We start from the raw sequence: 21,915 nt of genomic DNA, 5'->3' as shown, positions 1-21,915 counted from the left end.
TTGTTAAATGGAACTAAAAAATGAGCAGTGGACTATTTCTTCCAGTCCATTTCCGAAACGGGTCCATACTGGACATTAACAAACAGTGCATCCAGGGCAACAGGTGTCTGTACATTGGCTAACAGTAAAGGGTGCTCATGTGATTGCTCGACAGACGAGAAACGTACCTCGTCTTCCTTTTCACTAACGCCAGGCTTGTGTCCGTAAATTTTAACCCCTACAATTCTCTTCTCACATGAATGAGCCCATACTATAAATCCGGTACAGGCCAGAAAGGCAATAAAAGAACGCATACATCTTAGATTTTGATCCCCCAAAAAACGTTAAAAGCTATTAAAACGTATCCCTATTGAGAAAGGATACTGTTCCAGGCCATAATCATGTAATGGAGTCAGCGCGAAGTTACCATAAAGTTTAAGAGGTCCGTATCCTATATCTCCGGTAAGGCTGAGTTTCCATTTATTCAGGTTGAAGTCATCTACTTTTTTCTCTTTCCCTCTTTCTCTGCTGATCTGCTTGGTCCTGGCCTTTACAAGATACCCCCCCATTATACCCATGCCCATTTTAAAAGCTCTGGAAGGACGGGCCGGATTACTGTTAAAGTTCAGCATCAGCGGTACGCTCAGGTATTCGGCAAACAGCTTGTTTTTAGAGAAATTCACATTATCTCTTACGATTTCGGTCGGGTAACCAGGCACATAAGTGATATTTCTCGCAAAGCGATAGTTGTTCATTTCGACACCCAGCGCATAGATCAGGTTTAATTTATGCTTGTAGATGTTCAGCCTTTGCTGGAAAAGCCAGATGTTGACATTGATGGACTTTCCGGTAATAAGCTTGAACTCCGAAGGTGTAAGTGGTGCACTTCCTCCACGAGGCGCCAGGGTATTAAGGCCCGCAGCTGAATAAGTATAGGATTTACTATAGCTGTCTGCATAGCCGTTGGGTGCCGCGTAATAGGATAATGCTACTGCTCCGCCGTAATCGCTGCGGTCGATATAGTTGTTAAAGCCGAGATCCACGACAAACCACCTGGTTTGCAGGTTTTTCTTCAACCTTTCTTTCGCATAGGCGGTGTCATTATAAACCCTGAAGATGCGTTTGCCTTTTGCATCCTTTCCCTTCATGATGATGAGTCCCTTTACCTGGAACGTTTCAACAAGACTGTCTGCAGTCTGGGCCTGTACACCAACACTTACAATAAGCAGTAACAATAAATAGCGTAAAGCTTTACACTTCATATCAAAAAAATTCATTCTTCCTGATTATTTCTTTTTACGGGACAGGAACCGGGCTACATTGGCAACCCCATTCAGTAGTTTGCTGTCTCCGTTCATGGTCACCGCCACCACCAGTTCTCCTTTCACATTAGCCGGCGCTGCACTGGCAGCTTCGGGAGCGGCGCTGCTGATCTTTGTCGCATTGGCCATTGTTGCAGATTTCTCGGCAACAACCGTTGCGTTTTCAGCCAGTATCTTCTCCTGTTGTTCACTCTTTTCCTGCAGTTGCTGTACGACCTCGCCGGAAGTAGATGCCGGTTGTGGTATCTTGGCGAGCGCAACGGCCCTGGTATCAGGAATATGATTAGCCGGTTCCTCCTGCTTTGATTCATTCGCTTCCGGCGTCTGACGGTTTACTTCCCTATCAGCTACCCGGTTGCGGGCAAGAGCATTTGCCAAGGTTGCATTCCTGTTCTTGTCAGCTGCCGTCCTTGCGGCCTGGTCGGCACTCACCTGATCAGCGGCCTGCTGCGCTGCAGCTACCGGATTGTCATTTTGAGCAACAGCTGGAGCAGATGCCTGTGGCACTGTTACCGTCTGCGACGCTGATGGTAAAGAGGTATTGTTTTGGGCAGCCGGCTGATGAACAGCTACGGATGCCGGTTCTCCGGTATGTTGTCCCGGAATGAGCCAGAATGAAAGTCCTGCCACTACCGCTGCGGCGGCACTCCACCACCACAATGGGCGAACCCTGGTCTGTTCCTTTCTGTATAGCGATGCTTTATTCTCAAATGTTACACTAAGGTCCGGGGTTAAACGGGAGGCCTGTAAAAGTTGCAGTTCCTTCTGTATATGCGGGTGCTGGCTGATCAGTGTCTCCAGCTGCGTCTTTTCGCTTGCACTTAATTCATTATCAACATAATCCAGCAGGAAGCGCTCATAATTGGTGGCTGACAATACATCAGACTTACGGTACAGCATGTCCCTGGTATCAAACTGCAGGCTTGTGTCCGGCTGCAGCTTTGTAGATTCCAGCAGGGCCAACTCTTTACGTATTTCCGGATGGAGATCCATGAAGATCTGCAGCGCAGCACGCTCCTCTCCTGTCAGCTCACCGTCAATGGCGCTGAGCAGGAATTCTTCGTAGTTCGATATGTTGATATTTACTGCCAAATCAAGACATATAATTATTATGCAATATTACTCGATTCTCCAGATCTGTACTAGATCACATTTTCCATTTTAACCAGGTATTGCTTCAGATGTAAGCGTGCCCGATGCAGGTAAACTTTCACCTGTGAAGGATTCAGTTTCATGATATCTCCGATCTCCTCATAGCTGTAGCCCTCATAATCTTTCAGTAATATCAGGGAACGCTGTACATCCGTCAAACGGTCCAGCGCCTTCTCCAATACCTTTTTCGCATCATGGATCCGTTGTTCTGAAATCTTTGTCTCCTCTTTAAACTCGTCCACCAGGGAGATGCGCTTCACTTTACGGACATGGTCGATCATATTGTGGTACGCTACAGTAAAAAGGTATGACTTGCCTTTCTCAAAAGGCACATCTTTACAGTGCTTCCACAATATTTCAAACGCATTCTGTACAACATCTCTGGCATCCTCAGTATGGTCTAAATTTTTAACAATAAACCGGAAGAGATTGTCCGCGTACAGATCCACGCATTGATTATACTCCTTTTCCGTCATCCGGTGTTGCGGGATTTTAGTGCTAATGTCCGACAATTATTAATATGCGCTATCGCTCTTCCTCACTTCTAACACACTATTTACCTGTACGTTACAGTTCTGTCAACCCTGCTACTCCGGATGGAGAGTTCCCGCATAGCCTCAGCCATCCTGTTCAATAGCGCGGAAATTCAACCTTCGGCCAGTCCCCCCTGTCAGGATGTATCCTGCCGGGGAGACAAGGGGCAGACATTACTATGACGCAGAGCAGTCCCCAAATGTTACAACCCCGTCAAACTTTTTGACGCTCCATGACAAATGTCCGGATAGCTGCGGGATTCGTAATACTTTTAATCCTATAACTTTGACCAGGTTACAAAAATCTGCTATTTATGAACCAGAAATTCATTACCCGTATCCAAAAAGAGCTGGATGACATACGCTCAGCCGGCCTTTTCAAGAATGAGAGAGTTATCACTTCCGAACAAGGCGCTGAAATTCAGGTAGGCGGCAATACCGTTATTAACTTCTGTGCTAATAACTACCTGGGTCTGTCCAGCCACCCCGATGTGGTAAAGGCTGCCAAAGAAGCCATCGACACTCACGGATATGGTATGAGCAGTGTACGCTTTATCTGCGGTACGCAGGATATACACCGGGAACTGGAGCAGAAACTGGCTACCTTCCTCGGTACAGAAGATACCATCCTCTACGCAGCCGCATTTGATGCAAATGGTGGTGTATTTGAACCATTGTTCAATGAAGAAGATGCCATCATCTCCGACGCCCTGAACCATGCCTCTATTATTGACGGTGTTCGCCTCTGTAAAGCACAGCGTTACCGTTATGAGCATAATAATATGTCTGACCTGGAAGCCAAACTCCAGGAATCCGCTCACCTGCGCAGCCGCATCATCGTAACAGATGGTTCCTTCAGTATGGACGGTACCATCGCTCAGCTGGATAAGATCTGCGACCTGGCGGATAAATACGACGCTATCGTAATGATCGACGAAAGCCATTCTTCCGGCTTCCTGGGTAAAACCGGTCGTGGTACCCATGAATACCGTAACGTAATGGGCCGTATCGACATCATCACCGGTACCCTGGGTAAAGCGTTAGGTGGTGCATCCGGTGGTTTCACCAGCGGTAAAAAAGAGATCATCGACATGCTGCGTCAACGTAGCCGCCCTTACCTGTTCTCTAACTCCGTAGCACCAAGCATCGTTGGCGCATCCATCTCCGTACTGGATATGCTGAGCGCAACCACCTCCCTGCGCGATAAACTGGAGTACAACACCCGTTACTTCCGTACCAAAATGACGGAAGCCGGTTTCGATATCAAACCTGGCGATCACCCGATCGTTCCCGTAATGCTGTATGACGCAGTACTCAGTCAGCAATTTGCCGACAAACTGCTGAAAGAAGGTATCTACGTAATAGGCTTCTTCTTCCCGGTTGTGGCAAAAGGCCAGGCGCGTATCCGTGTACAGCTCAGTGCCGCACACGAGCAGGCTCACCTGGATAAAGCCATCACCGCCTTTACCAAGGTGGGCAAAGAATTAGGTGTAATTAAATAACTGCTTATATATAAGATCTGCAAAAGGATGCCACATGGCATCCTTTTGTCATTTCGTGCTGTACCACTAAATATCTACTTTTGCAGCACTAAACAAAGAATGCATAATGAAACAGACTGGCTGGATACTCCTGCTGATAGCCTTCTTGGCCAATGCCTGCGCACCGAATAACGTTGAAAACGAAAAGAGCTGGGAAAAATACTTCGCCGAATACAAGGTAGAAGGATGTTTTATGCTGTTCAACAACAGCCAGGGTACCTTTAAAGTATATAACCTGGAACGTTCTCAGCAACGCTTCCTGCCCGCCTCTACTTTTAAGATCTTCAACTCCCTAGTAGGCCTTGAAACAGGTGTTATCAAAGATACTTCCTTCGTTATTCCCTGGGATGGCGTAACACGCGACATGCCGGAATGGAACCATGACCTGAGTATGCAACAGGCCTTCCGCGTATCTGCTGTGCCTTACTTCCAGGAAGTAGCCCGCCGTATCACCAAACCAGTAATGCAGCACTGGCTGGATACTGTCAAGTTTGGTAATATGAAGATCAGCAAGATCGATACCTTCTGGCTGGATAACTCTTTACAGATCTCTCCGGATGAAGAACTTGGCTTCGTCAAGAAACTGTATTTCGACCAGCTGCCTTTCCATAAAGTGACCATGCAGAACGTCAGACAAGTAATGCTCATGGAGAAAAAACCAGAATATGAACTGAGTTATAAAACAGGTATGGGTTTCTCCGGACCTAAAACAATCGGCTGGATTACCGGCTGGATTGAAGAGAATGGCCACCCCAGCTTCTTTGTACTGAACATTGAAACAGAAAACAAATCGCTGGATATGCGCACGGTGCGTATGAACATCCTCAGAAACCTCCTGACAGACGCCGGTTACTTTAAAGGAATGAAATAGATGCTTTTGTCAAGCAATTGCATCTTCCCTTCAGATCTGGAATAATGTCAAAGAAATAATAAACTGCTGATCTCCCCTCAAAAGGATCTCAGCTACTGATAAACAGGACCATAGTTGAACAGGGCATCTTCCTGCAAGACTATGGTCTTTTTATAGACCATACATATACTTGCCTTAGTCAAATAACATAAACCATTGCCAGCCAACGGAAAAAACAGACATTTGACTATGTCAATAAAAAGACCCGAAACCCTGTACTATATTGAGTAGTAATACCTCGTATCTACTCATCGTCTTCGTCAGCTTCGCCCTTAACTACCTGACAACCCGGTACATCGACCGCCCTGATCGCTCCCGGTTATTCACTGGAATGACCATTCTTCTGTCTCCTTAAAGCCCTGACTTCCCTCCCTTGCGTTAAAAAACTCCTAAATCCATGCCTGTAAATGGCATAAAACGTACTAAAAAAATTATATTTGATCCTTGTGTCCGGTTTCCTATTATACCGGCTCCAGAAATCTTTATTGAATGATGTTACGTTTTCAACACAGCGAATATTTATGGGCACTGGTATTACTGCTGGTATTGCAACTTGCATTCCTCAGTATATCCTGGTGGAAACGACGTTCTATTCGGAAACTCGGTGACCCTGTTCTTGTAGAGAAATTATTCACCGGTTATTCCCGTCGTCGGTTCACTTTCCGCTTCCTCCTGATCTTTATCGCCTTCCTCTTTGGCGCTATCGGACTGGCTAACCTCCAGAAAGGCAGCCGTATGGAAAAGATCACCCGTAAGGGCGTGGATGTTGTAATCGCACTCGACGTGAGTAAAAGTATGCTGGCTGGCGACGTAAAACCTGACCGTCTTACCCGTGCAAAACAGCTGATATCCAAACTGGCTGATAAACTGGATAATGACCGTGTCGGACTGGTCGTATTTGCGGGCAATGCTTACCTGCAGATGCCTCTGACCATCGATTACTCCGCCGCTAAAATGTACCTGACTACCGTAAGTCCCGATATGATCCCCACTCAGGGTACCGCGATCGGTCAGGCCATACAGGTAGCCAATGACGCCTTCAATAAAAAAGAAAGAAAACATAAGTCCCTTATTATCATCTCTGACGGTGAAGACCATGACGAAGCCGCTATCTCAAAAGCACGTGCTGCTTTCGAAGACGGTGTAGTGATCAATACCATCGGTATTGGTTCCCCGACCGGTTCCCCACTGCCGGATCCTGAAACGGGTACTTATAAAAAAGATAAAGAAGGGAATACCGTTATATCAAAACTGAACGAAGATGCACTGAAGTCCATCGCAGCTGCCGGCAAAGGCATCTACGAACACCTGGACAATAACACAGAAGAGGTGGTCAATTCACTGACACAGAAGATCGACAGCATGGAGCAGAAAGAGTTCGGAGAAAACATCTTTACAGACTACAACAGCTACTTCCAGTATTTCCTGGCCATCAGCCTCCTGCTGCTCGTTGCTGAATTCTTTATTCCTGAAATCAGACGCAGCAAACGCGCTGACGTTGTTGTTACCGCTACAGAAAAACCATGACGAAACGTACACTGACATACCAGGCGCTCATGGCCGGGCTGTTGCTCTGCCTCTGCCAGCATTCCTTTGCCCAGACAGGTAATAAATATATCCGTAAGGGCAACGACCTGTATAAAAATAAACAGTACACCGACGCAGAAGCGAACTATAAAAAAGCGCTGGAAGTAAACCAGCAATCTGTGGAAGGCCGCTATAACCTGGGTAACTCCCTGTATGAACAGAAACGTTATGACGACGCCCGCTCCCAGTATGCCAATAGCTTCAAGATGGCGCCTAACCGCGAAGGAAAAGCCGACGCCAGCTATAACATCGGCAATACCTTCATGGAAGGTAAAAAATGGGAAGAAAGCATCAAGGCATACAAAGAGGCCCTGAAGCTGAACCCTGCTGATGAACAGGCCCGCTATAACCTCGCCTATGCCCAGACGATGCTGAAGAAACAGAACGGTGGTGGCGGAGATAACAAAGACAAGAAAGACAACAAGGATAAAAATAAAGACAAGAAACAACAGGATCAGCAGAACAAGGATCAACAAAATAAAGATCAGCAGAAGAACAAACAGGACGAGAATAAAGACAAAGACGATAAGAATAAAAATAAAGAACAGCAGGACCAGAAACCAGAACCGCAGCCAAGTAAAATGAATAAGCAGGAAGCTGAACGTTTACTGCAGGCACTGGGACAGGAAGAAAACAAACTACAGGACAAGATGAAGAAGGCTAAAGGCCAGGTTGTTCCTGTTGATAAAGACTGGTGATCTGCTTCGCCATTCTATTCATTACCTTTGCCTCATATTTGGAATTGTTTTATGCAGCTATATAGTAATTCACTGACGGAGTATAAGAGGCTGGCCACTTTGGAAGTAAAGGTCGGAGACCTGCTGATTGGAAATAATAATCCGATACGTATTCAGACCATGACCACCACAGATACCATGAACACCCTCGGTACTGTGGAACAGGCCATCCGCTGTATCGAAGCGGGCGCCGAACTGGTACGTATTACCGCTCCCAGCAAAAAGGAAGCGGAAAACCTGCTGCCGATTCGTAATGAGCTGCGCAAAAGAGGTTATACCACTCCCCTGGTGGCTGATATCCACTTTACCCCTAATGCCGCTGAAATAGCGGCCCGCATCGTGGAGAAAGTGCGTATCAATCCCGGCAACTACGTTGATAAAAAGAAGTTCGAAACACTCACATATACTGATGCCGAATACGAAGAGGAAATTGACCGTATCCGCAAACAATTCACCCCACTGGTGAAAATATGCCAGGAACACGGCACCGCTATGCGTATCGGTACCAACCACGGCTCCCTCAGCGACCGTATCATGAGCCGCTATGGGGATACGCCAATGGGAATGGTGGAAAGTGCGATGGAATTCCTCCGTATTGCGGAAGACCTCAACTACCGGAACATCGTCCTGAGTATGAAATCCAGCAACCCGCAGGTAATGGTGCAGGCTTACCGCCTGCTCGTACATACCATGCAGGACCAGCTGGGACATTGCTATCCGCTGCATCTGGGAGTAACAGAAGCCGGCGACGGTGAAGACGGCCGTATCAAATCCGCCGTAGGTATCGGTACTTTACTGGAAGACGGTATCGGCGACACCATCCGCGTATCCCTCACGGAAGATCCGGAATTTGAACTGCCTGTATGCCGCGACCTGGTGAAACGCTATACCTCCCGCGCCGATCATACGCCTATCCCGGCAATTGAAAACGTGCCTTATTCTCCTTTCGAATACAAACGCCGTGAAAGCATTGCGGTAAATAATATCGGTGGTAAACAGGTGCCTGTTGTTGTTGCTGATTGCAGTAGCACCAGCGGTATCACACCTGCACACCTGCTGCCTGTTGGTTATAATTATAATGCAGATACAGATAAATGGAATATCGCAGATGCGGCGGCTGATTATATCTTCTCCCGCGAACTGCTGTCTTTCGCTTTACCAGGTACGCTGAAAGTAATTGTGCCACACGACATCTGGAAAGATGCGGAAGACAAGGAAAAATATATGCCGCTGTTCACCGCGGAAGAATACCTCCTTGCCACAGACAAGTCTGCGGTGATCAACTTCATCGATCATAATACCGGTGTGACCCTCCCGGAGGCATTACTGTTGCAGATGGCCAATGATCATACGATCGTTCTCTGTCTCCACTCCTCCAACGAGCACGCCATGCCGGAAGTAAGACGCACTTTCGTGACCCTGCTGGACCGCCAGATCCAGCAACCGGTAATCCTGAAATGTTTTGCTGACGCCACCTCCTCTGATGAACACCTGATACACTATGCGACCGAGACAGGCGCATTACTGCTGGACGGATTCGGTGATGGTACCTGGCTGGTAAGCGAAGCGACCGGTGCACAAGCGCCCGGCCATGCATTATTGAACAATATCGCCTTCGGTATCTTACAGGCCACCAGAACCCGTATATCGAAGACTGAATATATTTCCTGCCCATCCTGCGGTCGTACACTGTTTGACCTCCAGGAAACCACTGCTAAGATCAGAGCTGTCACCAACCACCTCAAAGGCGTGAAGATCGCGATCATGGGTTGTATCGTGAACGGCCCCGGAGAAATGGCAGATGCCGACTTCGGATACGTCGGCAGCGGTGTAGGCAAGATCACACTCTACCGTGGTAAGGAAGTCGTAAAACGAGGACTCAATAGTGAAGTAGCCGTCGATGAACTGATCTCTCTCATCAAGGAAAACGGAATGTGGGTAGAAACTAACTAAAGGAAAAAGGTCTCGCAGTTGCGAGACCTTTTTAATCAAGGTTAACAGGATGACTCAGAAATCAATAAAGGGGGTTGTATGTTAGTCAGACAATCGAATTGTGCTTTCTTCAACATTCACACTCTTTAACCATCAATAAAGTGATGGGGTTATCAAACTTTTGGGGTTAACTATACTTTGTCAGGTGATACAAAGGTAACACCAGATAGAAGGGTTTGTCAAGCGTATCAATACGCAATCTCTTGCGGAAACTACGTTTCAAGAACCTGCAAATCACTACGTTAATACATGGGAATAAATATTATTACTTAGCGTGTCTACTTATTAAAAAAATCCCTAATTTTTCACTCAAATTCATAACATTGAAGATGAAAAAGATCGTAACAGGTGTATTAGCATTCTTAATGGGTGCTACCATTGCAGTTGCTCAGACTCCGGCAACCACCACACAGGAAAAAACAAAAGCAGAGCACAGAGCAGAAAAACCAGGTCAGAAAGCAAACAAACCAGCACTTGACACTACCGGCAGACCAATGAAAAAAGACGGTACGCCAGACAAACGTTTTAAAGACAATCAGACAAACAAAGATGGTAAACAACAGGGCCCGACGAAAAAAGATGGTACCCCTGACAAACGTTTCAAAGAAAACAAAGACACTAAAGACGCGAAACCAGAAGGACCGCTGAAAAAAGACGGTACGCCTGACAAACGTTACAAAGACAATAAGGAAAAGAAAGCTGAAGAGAAAAAAGCATAGTCGACGGCTATACACTTTTCAACAGCGGTTATCTTACCACGGTGGGATAACCGCTTTTTTTATTCGTACATTTAGCCAATGTTGGACTTCAGGTTAAAAGTATTCTACACAGTAGCCAGACGCCTCAGCTTCACAAAAGCTGCCGAAGAATTATTCATCTCACAGCCGGCTGTCACCAAACATATACACGAACTGGAACAGCAGCTCGGCATGGCACTGTTTGAACGTATCGGTAATAAGATCAAGATCACCCGTGCCGGACAGATTATGCTCAAACACGCGGATGATATCTTTACCAGTTACCGTAACCTGGAATACGAGATCAATCAGCTCAAACACGAACAGGGTGGCCTGCTCTCACTCGGCGCCAGCACCACCATCGCACAGTACTTCATTCCCCCTTTACTGGCACAGTTCAATCAACGCTATTCAGAAGTAACCGCCTCGCTCATTTCCGGCAATACCGAACAGGTAGAACAGGCACTGCTCGACAAAACCATCCAACTCGGACTAATAGAAGGCCGTTCTAAAAACCCGGTATTGAAGTATGTGGAGTTTGCAAAAGACGAAATCGCATTGATCGGCAACGTGAAATACGATTACGGGGAAGGTCCGCTGGGCGCGAATGAACTCAAGTCCATTCCCTTGCTGATGCGTGAACAGGGTTCAGGTACCCTGGAGGTAATAACAGACGAATTAAAAAGACTAAAACTAAAACTCACCGATCTCCAGATCGCCATGTATATGGGCAGCACAGAAAGTATCAAGTCTTATCTGCACCATGCACCTTGTGCTGCCTTCCTCTCTCTACATGCAGTTAAAAGAGAACTGGAAGCAGGTGAATTCAAAATATTACCCCTGAAAAACTTCAGGCTGGTCAGGAAATTTCACTTCATTTATCTGCAGGGACAACAGGATAAACTGGCCCAGTTATTCATCCGTTATGCACGTCAGCACGCTGGGGAACAATCCGGTGATATTGATACCGGTATCATCGGCTAAACGTTCCTGAAAATAAAAACGCTTAACATCTTATACAGCAACAGCCATATAAGACGTTAAGCGTTTATTTATTGAAGCATATACGCCTGCGTTACTAGGAACGCTGCAGGGTATATACGATATAACCGGTTTTACCTTCAAAGTTAACAGCCGCTCTCCATACCATTGTAGTGCTGGTCAGTGAAGAGATATCAACACGGTAACCGTCTGTTACGTTTTTAGCTTTCACACCACCGCCTACTTTCTTAAACTGGAACATGCTCACGCCACCCTGTTTGTATAAAGACCATACGATAGACTGTGTAGCGGTGTTACAACCTTCTTCAGTAGAAGACAGTGTATAAGAACCGTTGTTGTTGTGTGGTAATATCCACTGGCTACCCTTGAAGCAGTTTACTGACGCTTCGTCAAAAACTGTCACCTTGGAGCCTCTTGGAATACCGTCAAATGTGATATCTGTTATAACCCAGTTTCCCTTCACAGAGCCTTCACTGGCGCTCTGTTCTGTGTTAGTGGCGCCAGACTGCGTTTTACAGGATATGGCAAATACAGATGCTACCAGGCATAATACTGCAAGTGTAAGGTGTTTCATGTTCAAATAATTTGATGTTTAAATTGTCGGTAACGCAATGCATTACGGGACGCAAGGTGGGAAAAAACAAGAAACGTACCAAATCCCTTATTGACGGGCTGGTTGTACCTGTTGTAGCTGAGCAGGATATAAACGCAGCAGTCGTTCCTCCATATTGCGGAACTGCTGATAGAAGTAAACAGTACTGGCCGTCAGCGCCATCACGACCACGACTAAAGCAATAAACGCACAACGCCACCAGATACTAATAGTCATAGTGTTATTGCGGGGTTGTAATACATACGTCAGCGGCTCGCCCGCTTCCCCCCTTTTGCCTGCTTTTGAATAATAACCTTCCTTATTATGAGGCGTCAGCCGTTCTGCAATCCTGTTCCATACCTTTGCCGGCGGCGTCACACCACCCTCTACCATGACCTTCTGCAATTTATACTCAACAGCCGCTACCTCCGTATTCAACTCCGGGTAGAGACTGCGCATACGCTCAAATAACTCCGCCTCATCGGCAGACGCCAATCCAAGCAGGTAACTTTCGATAATGCCACTTTCTATGTAGTCGTGAAGATCCAAAGGCAATTAAAGTATCTAATGGTTTTAGAAAAGTCTTTCTCTTATCAACGTGCCTTCTGCTGCATTTCAGCTTTCAAATGTCAAATTAACCTAATTCATTTCCAAATAAAAATTGTGGTAACAACAATGCAACTTAATTACAAGATTGATAATGAACGTATTGTTCCTAAAATCTCTCTATAACACAAGCAATTCTTAATTCTTAATTCTTAATTGCCCATGACCTGCTCAGTATGCAGCCTTTGTTTCTCCTCGGCCTTTCTCTCCTGCGCCTGTTGGTACTTCAGGAAATAATAGATCGCAAAAAACAGACACACTTTGGAAAGAATAAAAGTGATGATAAAGAACAGGCGCCACCATTTGTGTACGGTAATATGCTGCCCGTCTCTGGATTGGATATTGATGAAGGTATATCTGGAACGATCATCCCCATGAGGTGGTGGTGGATCATCCCGCCAGTTAATACGCTGGAAAATACGCTCTTTCAGATAAGGGGAAGGTAATACAGCTTCTGCAAGCGCAGTTCTTTCGATACGCCGTTCCACGGCCATGATCTCCGCATTCAATGAAGGATAAAGCCGGCGCATATGCTGCAGCTCTTCCATCTCACTGACTGTGGCGATCCCCAGTACGTAACTTTCGATGATCCCGCTTTGTATGTAATGATTAAGATCCAATTATTCCCCTAAAAATTTTCTGAATTCAACCATAATATCCCGCAATTTGTTCATTACCTCGTCCGGTTGTATACCTAATATACGAGCAACTGCTTCTTTTGGTAGTCCCTTATAATAACATAAATGAAAAATAGTCCGGCTTTGTGCAGGCAGTCTATTTGAAAAACGTTGTAGCAGATTACTGTCAGCCTTTACAAGGTCATTGCCCAGCGGATCATTCTCAGCTTCCACAGCTTCCTGTACGGCCATTTCACGTGCTACACGCATCATCCATCCGAATAGTGTGGTGTTTCCGGATTCTTTATACTCATGGATGTTCTTGAAGACCCTTACGAAAACCTTCGTCAGTACATCTTCCGCCTTCGCTGTATCTCCTACTACCTGCAATATAATACTATATAATGCAGGCCCATAGTGGTCATACACCCGTTCCTGGGTGCGGGGGTCTCCTGCTATTAAGCGCTCCGTGATGATGTACTCGTCGATATGGACAGCCGATTGCTGCAAATTGTTATAGGTTTAAGAGAAAACTAAGATAAACTATTAATTACGAATCGTCAATTTCTTGTTATAACATATTCTTGCTATGAGCGTCTTCCAAAGACAGCTTCCACTGCTTCCTGCCGGTGACGAAAGATATCCCGTAACTGCCGCTGCACAAACAACGCATGGGCTAATTTGCCGAATATACCTAATGGCATTGAGTAATGCACGATATCCGTCATCTTCACACCTTCCGGTACCTGCTCAAAATGATGCTGGTGATGCCACATCCGGTAAGGGCCCTCCCGCTGCTCGTCAATAAAGTACTTGCCCTCCACCACATGCGTGATCTCCGTCATCCAGCGCAACGGAATACCCAACACCGGTCTTATGATATAAGTGATGATCTGCCCGGCATACACCGGCTTATCCGTTTGCGGAGAAGTAATGTCAAAACGCATATACGCAGGAGTGATCTTTTCCAGGTTCTCCGCACGGGAAAAGAAACGCCAGGCTTCATCCATACTGGTGTTTAATACCTGCTCATACTGTAAACGATAGATTTTTACCATAACTTCATATAATGTTTTGTTGGCCCGGTAAGCCGACTTCAAATATAGTCATGTCCAGAGATCAGTACCAACAGCATTTCAGGGAAATGTATGACCGCCTTAACAGGCAGCAGCGGCAGGCCGTCGACCAGACGGATGGCCCGGTTATGGTCATAGCCGGCCCTGGTACCGGTAAAACCCAGATCCTCGCCTCCCGTATCGGCAAGATCTTACAGGACACCGACTATCAGCCGCAAAACATTCTATGCCTTACCTATACCGACGCCGGTACCGTGGCCATGCGTAAACGGCTGACCGGCTTTATCGGCCCTGATGCTTACCGTGTCAATATTCATACCTTTCATTCCTTCTGTAATGAAGTCATACAGGACAATCTCTCCCTGTTTGACAAACATAGCCTGGATCCTGTCTCCGAACTGGAAAAGATCCAGCTGCTCAAAAAACTCATTGACGGCTTTACCAAAGACAATCCGCTCAAACGCTATAGAGGCGATGTGTACTTTGAAATGAAAAACCTGGCCCAGCTCTTTTCTACCATGAAAAAAGAAGGCTGGACGGTCGATTATATCAATGAAGCTATCACTGCTTACATCGAAAGCCTGCCCTCCCGGGAAGACTTCATCGCAAAAAAAGCTGCCGGGACTTACGTGCGGGGGGATGTCCGTACAGACAGGATCGCCCGCGAGAAAGAAAAAATGATCCGCTTACAGGCAGCTGTTGAACAGTTCCCTGTATATACGGCATTCATGCATACCGCCGGTCGCTATGACTTTGACGACATGATCAACTGGGTGATCGGCGCCTTTGAAGAATACCCTGATCTCTTAGCTGACTACCGGGAAAAATACCAATACATCCTGGTAGACGAATACCAGGATACCAGCGGTACGCAAAACCGCCTGGTGCAACTGCTTACAGAAGACCAGGAAAGCCCCAACATCTTTGTCGTAGGTGATGATGACCAGTCCATCTACCGCTTTCAGGGCGCCAGTATTGAGAATATGGCCCTGTTCGCAGAGACCTTTGCGGACAATCTTCACACAATAGTCCTGACCCACAACTACCGCTCAGTACAACCCATCCTTGATGTGGCTATGTCGCTGATCGCTAATAATGGCAATTCCCGGTTGGTCAACCAACTCCCGGAACTGGACAAACAACTGATCGCGGCCATACCGGCTGCACAGTCACCGGTTCCCGTCATCAGGCGTTATAATACGTCCCGTGATGAAATGACTGACATCACACAACAAATAGCACGTCTGCTTGAAAAAGGGATAGCGCCAGGCAGAATAGCCGTGATCTACAGGGAAAATAAATATGGGGAAGAACTGGCCCGTTACTGTCGTCAGCAACAACTGCCTTTCTACTCCAAACGCAGCATCAATCTTTTTGAGGTGCCTTTCGCCCGGAAAGTATTGTCCATCCTGCGCTACCTTGCCTGTGAAGTAGATACGCCCTACAGTGGCGATGACCTGCTGTTTTCCATTCTGCACTACGATTTTTACAATATTCCGGCAATAGAAGTAGCCAAGATCAGCATCCGGGCGGCCGAGAAAGGCTACCGGGAAAAGTCCTCTATCCGGCAGTATTTACAGGAATGGGCGCATACACGCAATCTGACGCTTTTCACCGCTGCACCGGAACAGGCGCTTGTCGACTTCTCCGCAATGATGGAAAAACTGATACGGGATGCCCATAATCTGACCCTGCAACAGCTCTTTGCCGCCGTCATCAATGAATGCGGCGTATTGTCTTATGCCATGCAATCGCCTGAGAAGCCCTGGCTGATGAAAGTCCTCCAGGCACTTTTCGACTTCGTCAAAGAAGAAACACATCGCAACCCCGATCTGACCATCGCGCCATTCATGGACATGGTCGACCTGATGCGGCATAACGGTATCACCATTCCGCTGGTACAGGTATCGGGAAATGAAACCGGCATTAATCTGCTGACGGCCCACGGGGCAAAGGGACTGGAATTTGAATATGTGTTCATTGCCGGCGCCAATGCATACCTCTGGGAAGAGAAAGTAAAGAACGGCAGCGGTTTCTCATTCCCGGATACCCTCTTTACCACAACCCTCACCAGTACCGACGAACAGGAACTACGCCGGCTGTTTTACGTCGCCATCACCCGTGCCGAAAAACACCTGTATATCAGCTATCCGGAATACAGAACGGATGGCAAACCACTGGAACCCAGTCTCTTTGTCACAGAAATACTGGACCAGCATCAGCTTCCGGTAGAGAAAGTGATCATCCCCGAAGAAGTACAGTTCAGGTTTGCAGCACTGGATTATACACCGGAACTGGCTCCTGAAATCGCCAAAACGGACCAGCCGCTGATAGATAACCTGCTGGCAAACTTCGTCATGAACGTGACAGCCCTCAACAATTATCTCGATTGCCCACTGGGCTTCTACTATAAAAACCTGGTCCGCGTACCTTCCGGTCGTTCCGAAAACACAGAATTCGGCTCTGCGGTACACTATGCGCTGGAAAAGCTCTTCCTGAAAATGCAGGAAAGCGGCCGCTATGAATTCCCTTCCAAAGAAGAATTCATCCGGGACTTTACCTGGAGTATGCTGCGCAACCGCGAAAGCTTTACCCGCGAGTCATTTGAAAGACGCCTGGAATATGGACGCGATATCCTCGATCACTATTACGATACCTGGCTGCCACACTGGAATAAAGTGGTCAGCGTAGAAAGGAATATTCGTAGTGTAGTGGTCAATGGCGTGCCCTTGAAAGGCAAGATTGATAAACTGGAATTTGACGGTAACCTGGTCAATGTAGTCGACTACAAGACCGGCGACTATGAAAAAACCATCAAAGAATACCAGAAATTCGTCCGTCCTGATCAGCAACACCCCCATGGCGGCGATTACTGGCGCCAGGCCGTGTTTTACAAAATCCTGCTGGACAATTACCGCCAGAAGAACTGGCAGGTGGTCAGTACGGAGTTTGACTTTATTGAACCGAATAAGCAGCAGCACTATCACCGGGAAAAGGTGGTAATCACCCCGGAAGACGTACGGCTGGTGACAGGTCAGATCGTATCTGCCTGGACAAAAATCCAGAATAAGGAGTTTTATACCGGCTGTGGCAAAAAAGACTGCGTCTGGTGCAATTTCGTAAAGGACAATAAGTTGCACGTAGCCCTGCACGACCTCAGAGACGAAGACGAATCAGAAGACGGCTATCGGCCCGGTCAACTCCTCCGGCAGCAGCCATTCACCGATCTTTAACAAAAACTTACCATTACCCGGCGGTCACCGCCTCCCGGCAGATTTGGATATTACTGATTGGAGTTTGATCTTTGGAACCGGTTTTTGGAATAACACATTAAATGATGAATCATATTTTCCGTAGCTGGGCCAACTGGCTGATCATACTAAGCGCCTGTATTTATCTTTTACCGGGTTGCGCTAACATCGTTCCCCCGAGCGGTGGCCCGAAAGATACCCTGGCGCCCAGGCTGATGGGCATTAATCCTCCGGACTCTACCCTTCATTTCAAGGCGAAAAAGGTCTCTTTTACCTTCAACGAATATGTGCAGGTAGACAATGTGTTTGAGAAACTGATCGTATCTCCTACCCTGAAACGTATCCCTTCGGTTACTTTCAAGCTGAGAACAGTGACCATGGAGATCAAAGATACCCTCGCGCCTAATACCACTTATACATTCAACTTCGCTGACGCAATCCGGGATAATAACGAAAACAACCCTATCCAGGACTTTCAGTACGTTGTTTCCACCGGCGACTACCTGGACTCTCTCCAGGTAAGAGGTTTTATCATAGATGCAGAAACAGGTAAACCCGATAGTAACGTGTCGGTGATGATTTACCGTAGCAACATTGACTCCGTAGTATCCAAAGAAAAACCAGTCTACTTTGCCCGTTCCAAAGGCAATGGTGCTTTCTGGTTTAGGAATATGGCGCCGGGCGATTATAAACTGTTTGCACTCAAAGAAGAAGACAGAGACCTGCAGTACAATCAGCCAAAGGAGATGATCGCCTTCAACGATAGCCTGCTGCACCTGGGTCAACAGAACCTGAACGATATTACAATGTTGCTATTCACAGAGCTGGACAGCACCCTGAAAAAACCGGAAGACGTACCTGCTGAAGACCAGCCGGAACCAGAGCCGGAGAAGAAGGAAAAGGACAAAGACAAGGAGAAGAAGAAAAAACGTATCCTGAATATCTCGCCCGATCTGACCGACAACAAACAGGAGCTGGGCAAACCATTACTGATCAGCTTTAGCTATCCGATCACAAAGTTTGACAGCATGGCTATCAGCCTGACACAGGATACGCTGTATACACCCGTGGAATTCACCACTACCCTTGATTCTACCCGTACCAAACTGTATGTCAACTTTGATTGGAAAGAGGGTAAACCATATGAACTGATCATTCCGAAAGAATCCGTTGCTGACTCTACGGGATTACAACCTAATAAATCAGACACGATCACCTTCAATGCAAAGAAAGAATCTGACTACGGCAAGGTGATGGTATCCCTCACCTTGAGCGACAGTTCCAAAGCAGCGATCAGCGATACCATGCATTATGTAGCACAGCTCATTGTCAATAAAGAAGTAAAATATTCAGGTAAAATAGTACGTGGCTCCTGGATCCAGAAACGTATTACCCCAGGGGAATATGAAGTATGGATACTGATGGACGAAAACAATAATGGCAAATGGGATCGCGGCGTCTACTACGGTACGCCGAAGAAACAGCCGGAAAGAGTGGTCAGCTTCCCCAAAAAAGAGAATATAAAGGCCAACTGGGCAGTAAAAGTACCGGTCAGTTTTTAGCGCAATTACGAACCGGCTTGCCGGAACAGACAAATCGTAATACATCAATCGTAATTGAGTTAATTTTACAGTATGATATTTTCCTCCGCACTGATAGAAAATGCAGTTAATGAGTTTGCGCGGCTACCGGGCATTGGCAAGAAAACCGCCTTACGCCTGGTTCTACACCTGCTCAAACAGGATCCTGCGCAGGTAAAACTGTTTGGTGAAGTAGTCACCCGTATGCGGGAACAGATCAAATTCTGTAAAGTATGCCACAACGTTTCCGACCAGGAAGTATGTAGTATATGCAGCAGTCCATCCCGCAACAAAGCACTGGTCTGCGTCGTAGAAAACATCCGTGACGTAATGGCCATAGAAAATACACAACAGTTCAATGGCGTATACCATGTACTCGGCGGCATCATCTCTCCTATCGATGGTATCGGTCCGGAGCAACTGAATATCTATTCACTGGTAGACAGGGTACAGCAACAGGGGATTGATGAAATCATCATGGCGCTCAGCCCTACCATTGAAGGCGATACGACTATCTACTATCTGTCTAAAAAGCTAAAGGAATTCCCTTGTAAAATCACTACGATCGCCCGTGGTATTGCTTTTGGCGGCGAACTTGAATACGCGGATGAAATGACCCTGGCAAGATCCATTTCCAACAGGCTTCCGCTGGAAAGTTATGTGCAGAAATAATACGGACAGATAACACTGTTAAAGCAATTATTTACAATAAAGCAAAACGCTTAACATAGAATGGCAACCATTCCGTGTTAAGCGTTTTGCTTAAAAAGATACGAGTGCTGAACAACACTCGTGTGTGTTTAACCTGTAATTCCACGTTATGAAAAAAGGTTGATGGTTGGTTTCTTATTTATGGGCAAACCTGCTACAGATAAACCTCCAGACTGTATCAGGTCTGACTTATATACCGACGGACATGTGCCCACGTTATTTCTTTGTTATGGAATGAAGCTCGTCCACCTCACCGGCAGTTTTCTCACTCTCCCGCAACTCCTGCCACCGTTGCATTTCATACTTATTCAGAAAGCAGATTTTAAATACCTCCGCTTCTCCACGGTCGGCATCCGCAGGCACCGGAAACAGCCCATACTGCGCCAGGTGTTGCTGCAAGCTGTGTACATGCTCAGCAATACTCATATCAATAATGATTTAATGCAGGTTAAAAAACTAAACGGTCAATGGTGGTAATGTGCCGGTTAGCAACAACAGTGCTGGTTATAACAACTGTTGTTTTGATGAAGCATGTTCAGGGTGGTAACGTGCCCTAACGATTGTTGAACCTCTTTTTGCATCGTAATTGTCATTATAGAAGCGTGGCTCCCTATTACCCTACAAATATAGTAGACTTTGTAAATCAAAACAAATTTTTCTATCTTTTGTGTGAAATAGATATTCATAATAACCATAGAACCCCCACCCATGGCCCTAAGTCACTTTTTAATCATTTAGACACTGTCAGCAGCCCGCACGAAAAGCAGCCAAAACTGCGCTTTAACCCTTCGTCAGACGGCTGTCATCCCCGCCAAGCCTTATTTTATAAGGCAATTATTAAGTACATTTGTTTATTAGTTTCCGCAGGTAGATTTGTTTATTGTTCGACCTGTGGGCATTATTAAACAGTAACTAATAAACGTATTACAATGAAGAAATCATTATCCCAATGTGCGGCTGAGCGCATACTGATTATTGACGGAGCGATGGGAACTATGATCCAGCGCTATAAACTGGAAGAAGCTGACTACAGAGGCGAACGCTTTAAAGACTATCACCTCGACGTAAAAGGCAATAACGACCTGCTTTGTCTTACACAGCCTCAGATCATCGAAGCAATACATAAAGAGTACCTGGATGCCGGCGCCGATATTATCGAGACCAATACATTCAGCAGTACGACCATTGCAATGGCTGACTACGATATGCAGTCGCTGGCTTTCGAAATGAACGTTGCCGCTGCCCGTATTGCTAAAAAGGCAGCACAGGAATACACCGCAAAGAACCCTGACAAACCAAGGTTTGTAGCAGGTGCGATCGGTCCCCTGAATAAGACACTCTCCCTCTCCCCTGACGTAAACAATCCGGGTTTCCGCTCTGTTAGCTTTGACGAAGTAGTAGATGCTTATTATGAGCAGGTAAAAGGTTTACACGAAGGCGGCGCAGATATTCTGCTGATCGAAACCATTTTCGATACGCTGAACAGTAAGGCGGCCATCTTTGCTATCAAGAAATACTTCAGCGATATTGCACAACCTGAGTTACCTGTAATGATCTCCGGTACCATTACAGATGCATCCGGCAGAACCCTCAGCGGGCAGACACTGGAAGCCTTCTACATCTCTGTAATGCACGTAAAACCATTCTCTGTAGGCCTTAACTGTGCACTGGGTGGTGAACAGATGCGTCCTTACATCTCAGAACTGTCTCAGATCGCAGCCTGCAACGTCAGCTGTTATCCGAACGCTGGTCTGCCAAACGCATTTGGCGAATATGACGAAACCCCCGATCATACCGCACATATCATCGAAGACTTTGCAAAAGAAGGATATGTGAACATCGTGGGTGGCTGCTGCGGTACTACGCCGGACCACATCCGTCACATTGCAGAACACGTAAAAACAGTGAGTCCGAGACGCCTGCCTGAAATGGTAGACACATTAGCGTAAACCACATTATCAGGGTATTCCTACAATTTACTACAGTAACT

The 21,915-nt window shown here is 46.5% G+C and carries 21 protein-coding genes; 11 read left to right on the top strand and 10 right to left on the bottom strand.

From position 1 onward, the window contains the following. Positions 1-32: 32 nt before the first annotated feature. Genes CPIN_RS04490 through CPIN_RS04475 form a run of 4 tightly spaced genes read right to left on the bottom strand, consistent with a single transcriptional unit; the run spans position 33 to position 2,929 of the window. Entirely contained in the window at positions 33-293 is a 261-nt protein-coding gene (locus tag CPIN_RS04490) for a hypothetical protein (protein WP_012788586.1), read from the bottom strand. 30 nt (positions 294-323) lie between these two features. Beyond that, positions 324-1,241: an outer membrane beta-barrel protein gene (locus CPIN_RS36325; RefSeq protein WP_052306736.1), complete on the bottom strand. Its 918-nt coding sequence runs from the start codon at positions 1,239-1,241 to the stop codon at positions 324-326. Positions 1,242-1,265: 24 nt separating this feature from the next. Then, positions 1,266-2,393: an anti-sigma factor gene (locus tag CPIN_RS04480; protein WP_012788584.1), complete on the bottom strand. Its 1,128-nt coding sequence runs from the start codon at positions 2,391-2,393 to the stop codon at positions 1,266-1,268. A 50-nt stretch (positions 2,394-2,443) separates the two neighbouring features. Continuing rightward, on the bottom strand, positions 2,444-2,929 hold the full coding sequence (locus CPIN_RS04475; RefSeq protein ID WP_012788583.1) for an RNA polymerase sigma factor: 486 nt from the start codon (positions 2,927-2,929) through the stop codon (positions 2,444-2,446). Between the two features lie 371 nt (positions 2,930-3,300). On the opposite strand from CPIN_RS04475, the gene kbl reads away from it, so the two are divergent. The 7 genes from kbl to CPIN_RS04440 all read left to right on the top strand — a co-directional run bounded on the left by kbl (position 3,301) and on the right by CPIN_RS04440 (position 11,474). After that, positions 3,301-4,488, top strand: coding sequence for a glycine C-acetyltransferase (gene kbl, locus CPIN_RS04470; protein ID WP_012788582.1), 1,188 nt, complete (start codon positions 3,301-3,303; stop codon positions 4,486-4,488). 106 nt (positions 4,489-4,594) lie between these two features. Next, complete coding sequence (blaOXA, locus tag CPIN_RS04465) at positions 4,595-5,398, top strand: class D beta-lactamase (protein ID WP_012788581.1); 804 nt, start codon at positions 4,595-4,597, stop codon at positions 5,396-5,398. 528 nt (positions 5,399-5,926) lie between these two features. Beyond that, positions 5,927-6,964, top strand: a complete 1,038-nt coding sequence (locus CPIN_RS04460; protein ID WP_012788580.1) for a VWA domain-containing protein — start codon at positions 5,927-5,929, stop codon at positions 6,962-6,964. Beyond that, positions 6,961-7,722 carry a TPR repeat aerotolerance protein BatC gene (locus CPIN_RS04455; protein ID WP_012788579.1) on the top strand — a complete coding sequence of 254 codons (762 nt, stop codon included), beginning with the start codon at positions 6,961-6,963 and terminating at the stop codon, positions 7,720-7,722. The genes CPIN_RS04460 and CPIN_RS04455 overlap by 4 nt, the downstream gene beginning before the upstream one ends. Positions 7,723-7,773: 51 nt before the next feature. Next, entirely contained in the window at positions 7,774-9,714 is a 1,941-nt protein-coding gene (ispG, locus tag CPIN_RS04450; protein WP_012788578.1) for a (E)-4-hydroxy-3-methylbut-2-enyl-diphosphate synthase, read from the top strand. A gap of 368 nt (positions 9,715-10,082) precedes the next feature. After that, positions 10,083-10,472 carry a hypothetical protein gene (locus CPIN_RS04445; protein ID WP_012788577.1) on the top strand — a complete coding sequence of 130 codons (390 nt, stop codon included), beginning with the start codon at positions 10,083-10,085 and terminating at the stop codon, positions 10,470-10,472. Positions 10,473-10,550: 78 nt separating this feature from the next. Then, a complete protein-coding gene (locus CPIN_RS04440) occupies positions 10,551-11,474 on the top strand; it encodes a LysR substrate-binding domain-containing protein (protein WP_012788576.1) in 924 nt (307 codons plus the stop codon). Between the two features lie 94 nt (positions 11,475-11,568). Here the strand turns inward: CPIN_RS04440 and CPIN_RS04435 are convergent, their stop codons facing one another. From CPIN_RS04435 to CPIN_RS04415, 5 genes are all read right to left on the bottom strand, one after another. Further along, positions 11,569-12,066, bottom strand: a complete 498-nt coding sequence (locus CPIN_RS04435; protein WP_012788575.1) for a lipocalin family protein — start codon at positions 12,064-12,066, stop codon at positions 11,569-11,571. Positions 12,067-12,153: 87 nt separating this feature from the next. Next, positions 12,154-12,639, bottom strand: coding sequence for a hypothetical protein (locus CPIN_RS36320; protein WP_052306735.1), 486 nt, complete (start codon positions 12,637-12,639; stop codon positions 12,154-12,156). Positions 12,640-12,842: 203 nt separating this feature from the next. Continuing rightward, positions 12,843-13,310, bottom strand: coding sequence for a hypothetical protein (locus CPIN_RS36315; protein WP_012788573.1), 468 nt, complete (start codon positions 13,308-13,310; stop codon positions 12,843-12,845). Beyond that, a complete protein-coding gene (locus tag CPIN_RS04420) occupies positions 13,311-13,817 on the bottom strand; it encodes an RNA polymerase sigma factor (RefSeq protein WP_012788572.1) in 507 nt (168 codons plus the stop codon). A 77-nt stretch (positions 13,818-13,894) separates the two neighbouring features. Then, positions 13,895-14,365 carry an SRPBCC family protein gene (locus CPIN_RS04415; RefSeq protein WP_012788571.1) on the bottom strand — a complete coding sequence of 157 codons (471 nt, stop codon included), beginning with the start codon at positions 14,363-14,365 and terminating at the stop codon, positions 13,895-13,897. Positions 14,366-14,415: 50 nt separating this feature from the next. On the opposite strand from CPIN_RS04415, the gene CPIN_RS04410 reads away from it, so the two are divergent. From CPIN_RS04410 to recR, 3 genes are all read left to right on the top strand, one after another. Next, entirely contained in the window at positions 14,416-17,616 is a 3,201-nt protein-coding gene (locus CPIN_RS04410) for an ATP-dependent helicase (protein WP_012788570.1), read from the top strand. A gap of 101 nt (positions 17,617-17,717) precedes the next feature. After that, entirely contained in the window at positions 17,718-19,196 is a 1,479-nt protein-coding gene (locus tag CPIN_RS04405) for an Ig-like domain-containing protein (protein WP_083781063.1), read from the top strand. Positions 19,197-19,268: 72 nt separating this feature from the next. Then, positions 19,269-19,886 carry a recombination mediator RecR gene (recR, locus tag CPIN_RS04400; RefSeq protein ID WP_012788568.1) on the top strand — a complete coding sequence of 206 codons (618 nt, stop codon included), beginning with the start codon at positions 19,269-19,271 and terminating at the stop codon, positions 19,884-19,886. Between the two features lie 255 nt (positions 19,887-20,141). Here the strand turns inward: recR and CPIN_RS04395 are convergent, their stop codons facing one another. After that, on the bottom strand, positions 20,142-20,351 hold the full coding sequence (locus CPIN_RS04395) for a hypothetical protein (protein ID WP_012788567.1): 210 nt from the start codon (positions 20,349-20,351) through the stop codon (positions 20,142-20,144). A 503-nt stretch (positions 20,352-20,854) separates the two neighbouring features. On the opposite strand from CPIN_RS04395, the gene CPIN_RS04390 reads away from it, so the two are divergent. Next, the gene (locus CPIN_RS04390) at positions 20,855-21,874 is read left to right on the top strand and encodes a homocysteine S-methyltransferase family protein (protein ID WP_012788566.1); all 1,020 of its coding nucleotides are present in this window, start codon (positions 20,855-20,857) and stop codon (positions 21,872-21,874) included. Positions 21,875-21,915: the final 41 nt, after the last annotated feature.

This window comes from Chitinophaga pinensis DSM 2588 (genome assembly GCF_000024005.1).
Classification (GTDB): Bacteria; Bacteroidota; Bacteroidia; order Chitinophagales; family Chitinophagaceae; genus Chitinophaga; species Chitinophaga pinensis.
This window is presented reverse-complemented; position numbering and strand designations above follow the sequence as displayed.

Bases quoted from the DNA above. Each gene is read 5' to 3' on its own strand.
- CPIN_RS04415 (WP_012788571.1), bottom strand. From the start codon at position 14,365: ATGGTAAAAATCTATCGTTTACAGTATGAGCAGGTATTAAACACCAGT.
- CPIN_RS04475 (WP_012788583.1), bottom strand. From the start codon at position 2,929: ATGACGGAAAAGGAGTATAATCAATGCGTGGATCTGTACGCGGACAAT.
- CPIN_RS36325 (WP_052306736.1), bottom strand. From the start codon at position 1,241: ATGAAGTGTAAAGCTTTACGCTATTTATTGTTACTGCTTATTGTAAGT.
- kbl (WP_012788582.1), top strand. From the start codon at position 3,301: ATGAACCAGAAATTCATTACCCGTATCCAAAAAGAGCTGGATGACATA.
- ispG (WP_012788578.1), top strand. From the start codon at position 7,774: ATGCAGCTATATAGTAATTCACTGACGGAGTATAAGAGGCTGGCCACT.
- CPIN_RS04395 (WP_012788567.1), bottom strand. From the start codon at position 20,351: ATGAGTATTGCTGAGCATGTACACAGCTTGCAGCAACACCTGGCGCAG.
- CPIN_RS04435 (WP_012788575.1), bottom strand. From the start codon at position 12,066: ATGAAACACCTTACACTTGCAGTATTATGCCTGGTAGCATCTGTATTT.
- CPIN_RS04405 (WP_083781063.1), top strand. From the start codon at position 17,718: ATGATGAATCATATTTTCCGTAGCTGGGCCAACTGGCTGATCATACTA.
- CPIN_RS04390 (WP_012788566.1), top strand. From the start codon at position 20,855: ATGAAGAAATCATTATCCCAATGTGCGGCTGAGCGCATACTGATTATT.
- CPIN_RS04490 (WP_012788586.1), bottom strand. From the start codon at position 293: ATGCGTTCTTTTATTGCCTTTCTGGCCTGTACCGGATTTATAGTATGG.
- blaOXA (WP_012788581.1), top strand. From the start codon at position 4,595: ATGAAACAGACTGGCTGGATACTCCTGCTGATAGCCTTCTTGGCCAAT.
- CPIN_RS04410 (WP_012788570.1), top strand. From the start codon at position 14,416: ATGTCCAGAGATCAGTACCAACAGCATTTCAGGGAAATGTATGACCGC.
- recR (WP_012788568.1), top strand. From the start codon at position 19,269: ATGATATTTTCCTCCGCACTGATAGAAAATGCAGTTAATGAGTTTGCG.
- CPIN_RS04445 (WP_012788577.1), top strand. From the start codon at position 10,083: ATGAAAAAGATCGTAACAGGTGTATTAGCATTCTTAATGGGTGCTACC.
- CPIN_RS04440 (WP_012788576.1), top strand. From the start codon at position 10,551: ATGTTGGACTTCAGGTTAAAAGTATTCTACACAGTAGCCAGACGCCTC.
- CPIN_RS04455 (WP_012788579.1), top strand. From the start codon at position 6,961: ATGACGAAACGTACACTGACATACCAGGCGCTCATGGCCGGGCTGTTG.
- CPIN_RS04460 (WP_012788580.1), top strand. From the start codon at position 5,927: ATGATGTTACGTTTTCAACACAGCGAATATTTATGGGCACTGGTATTA.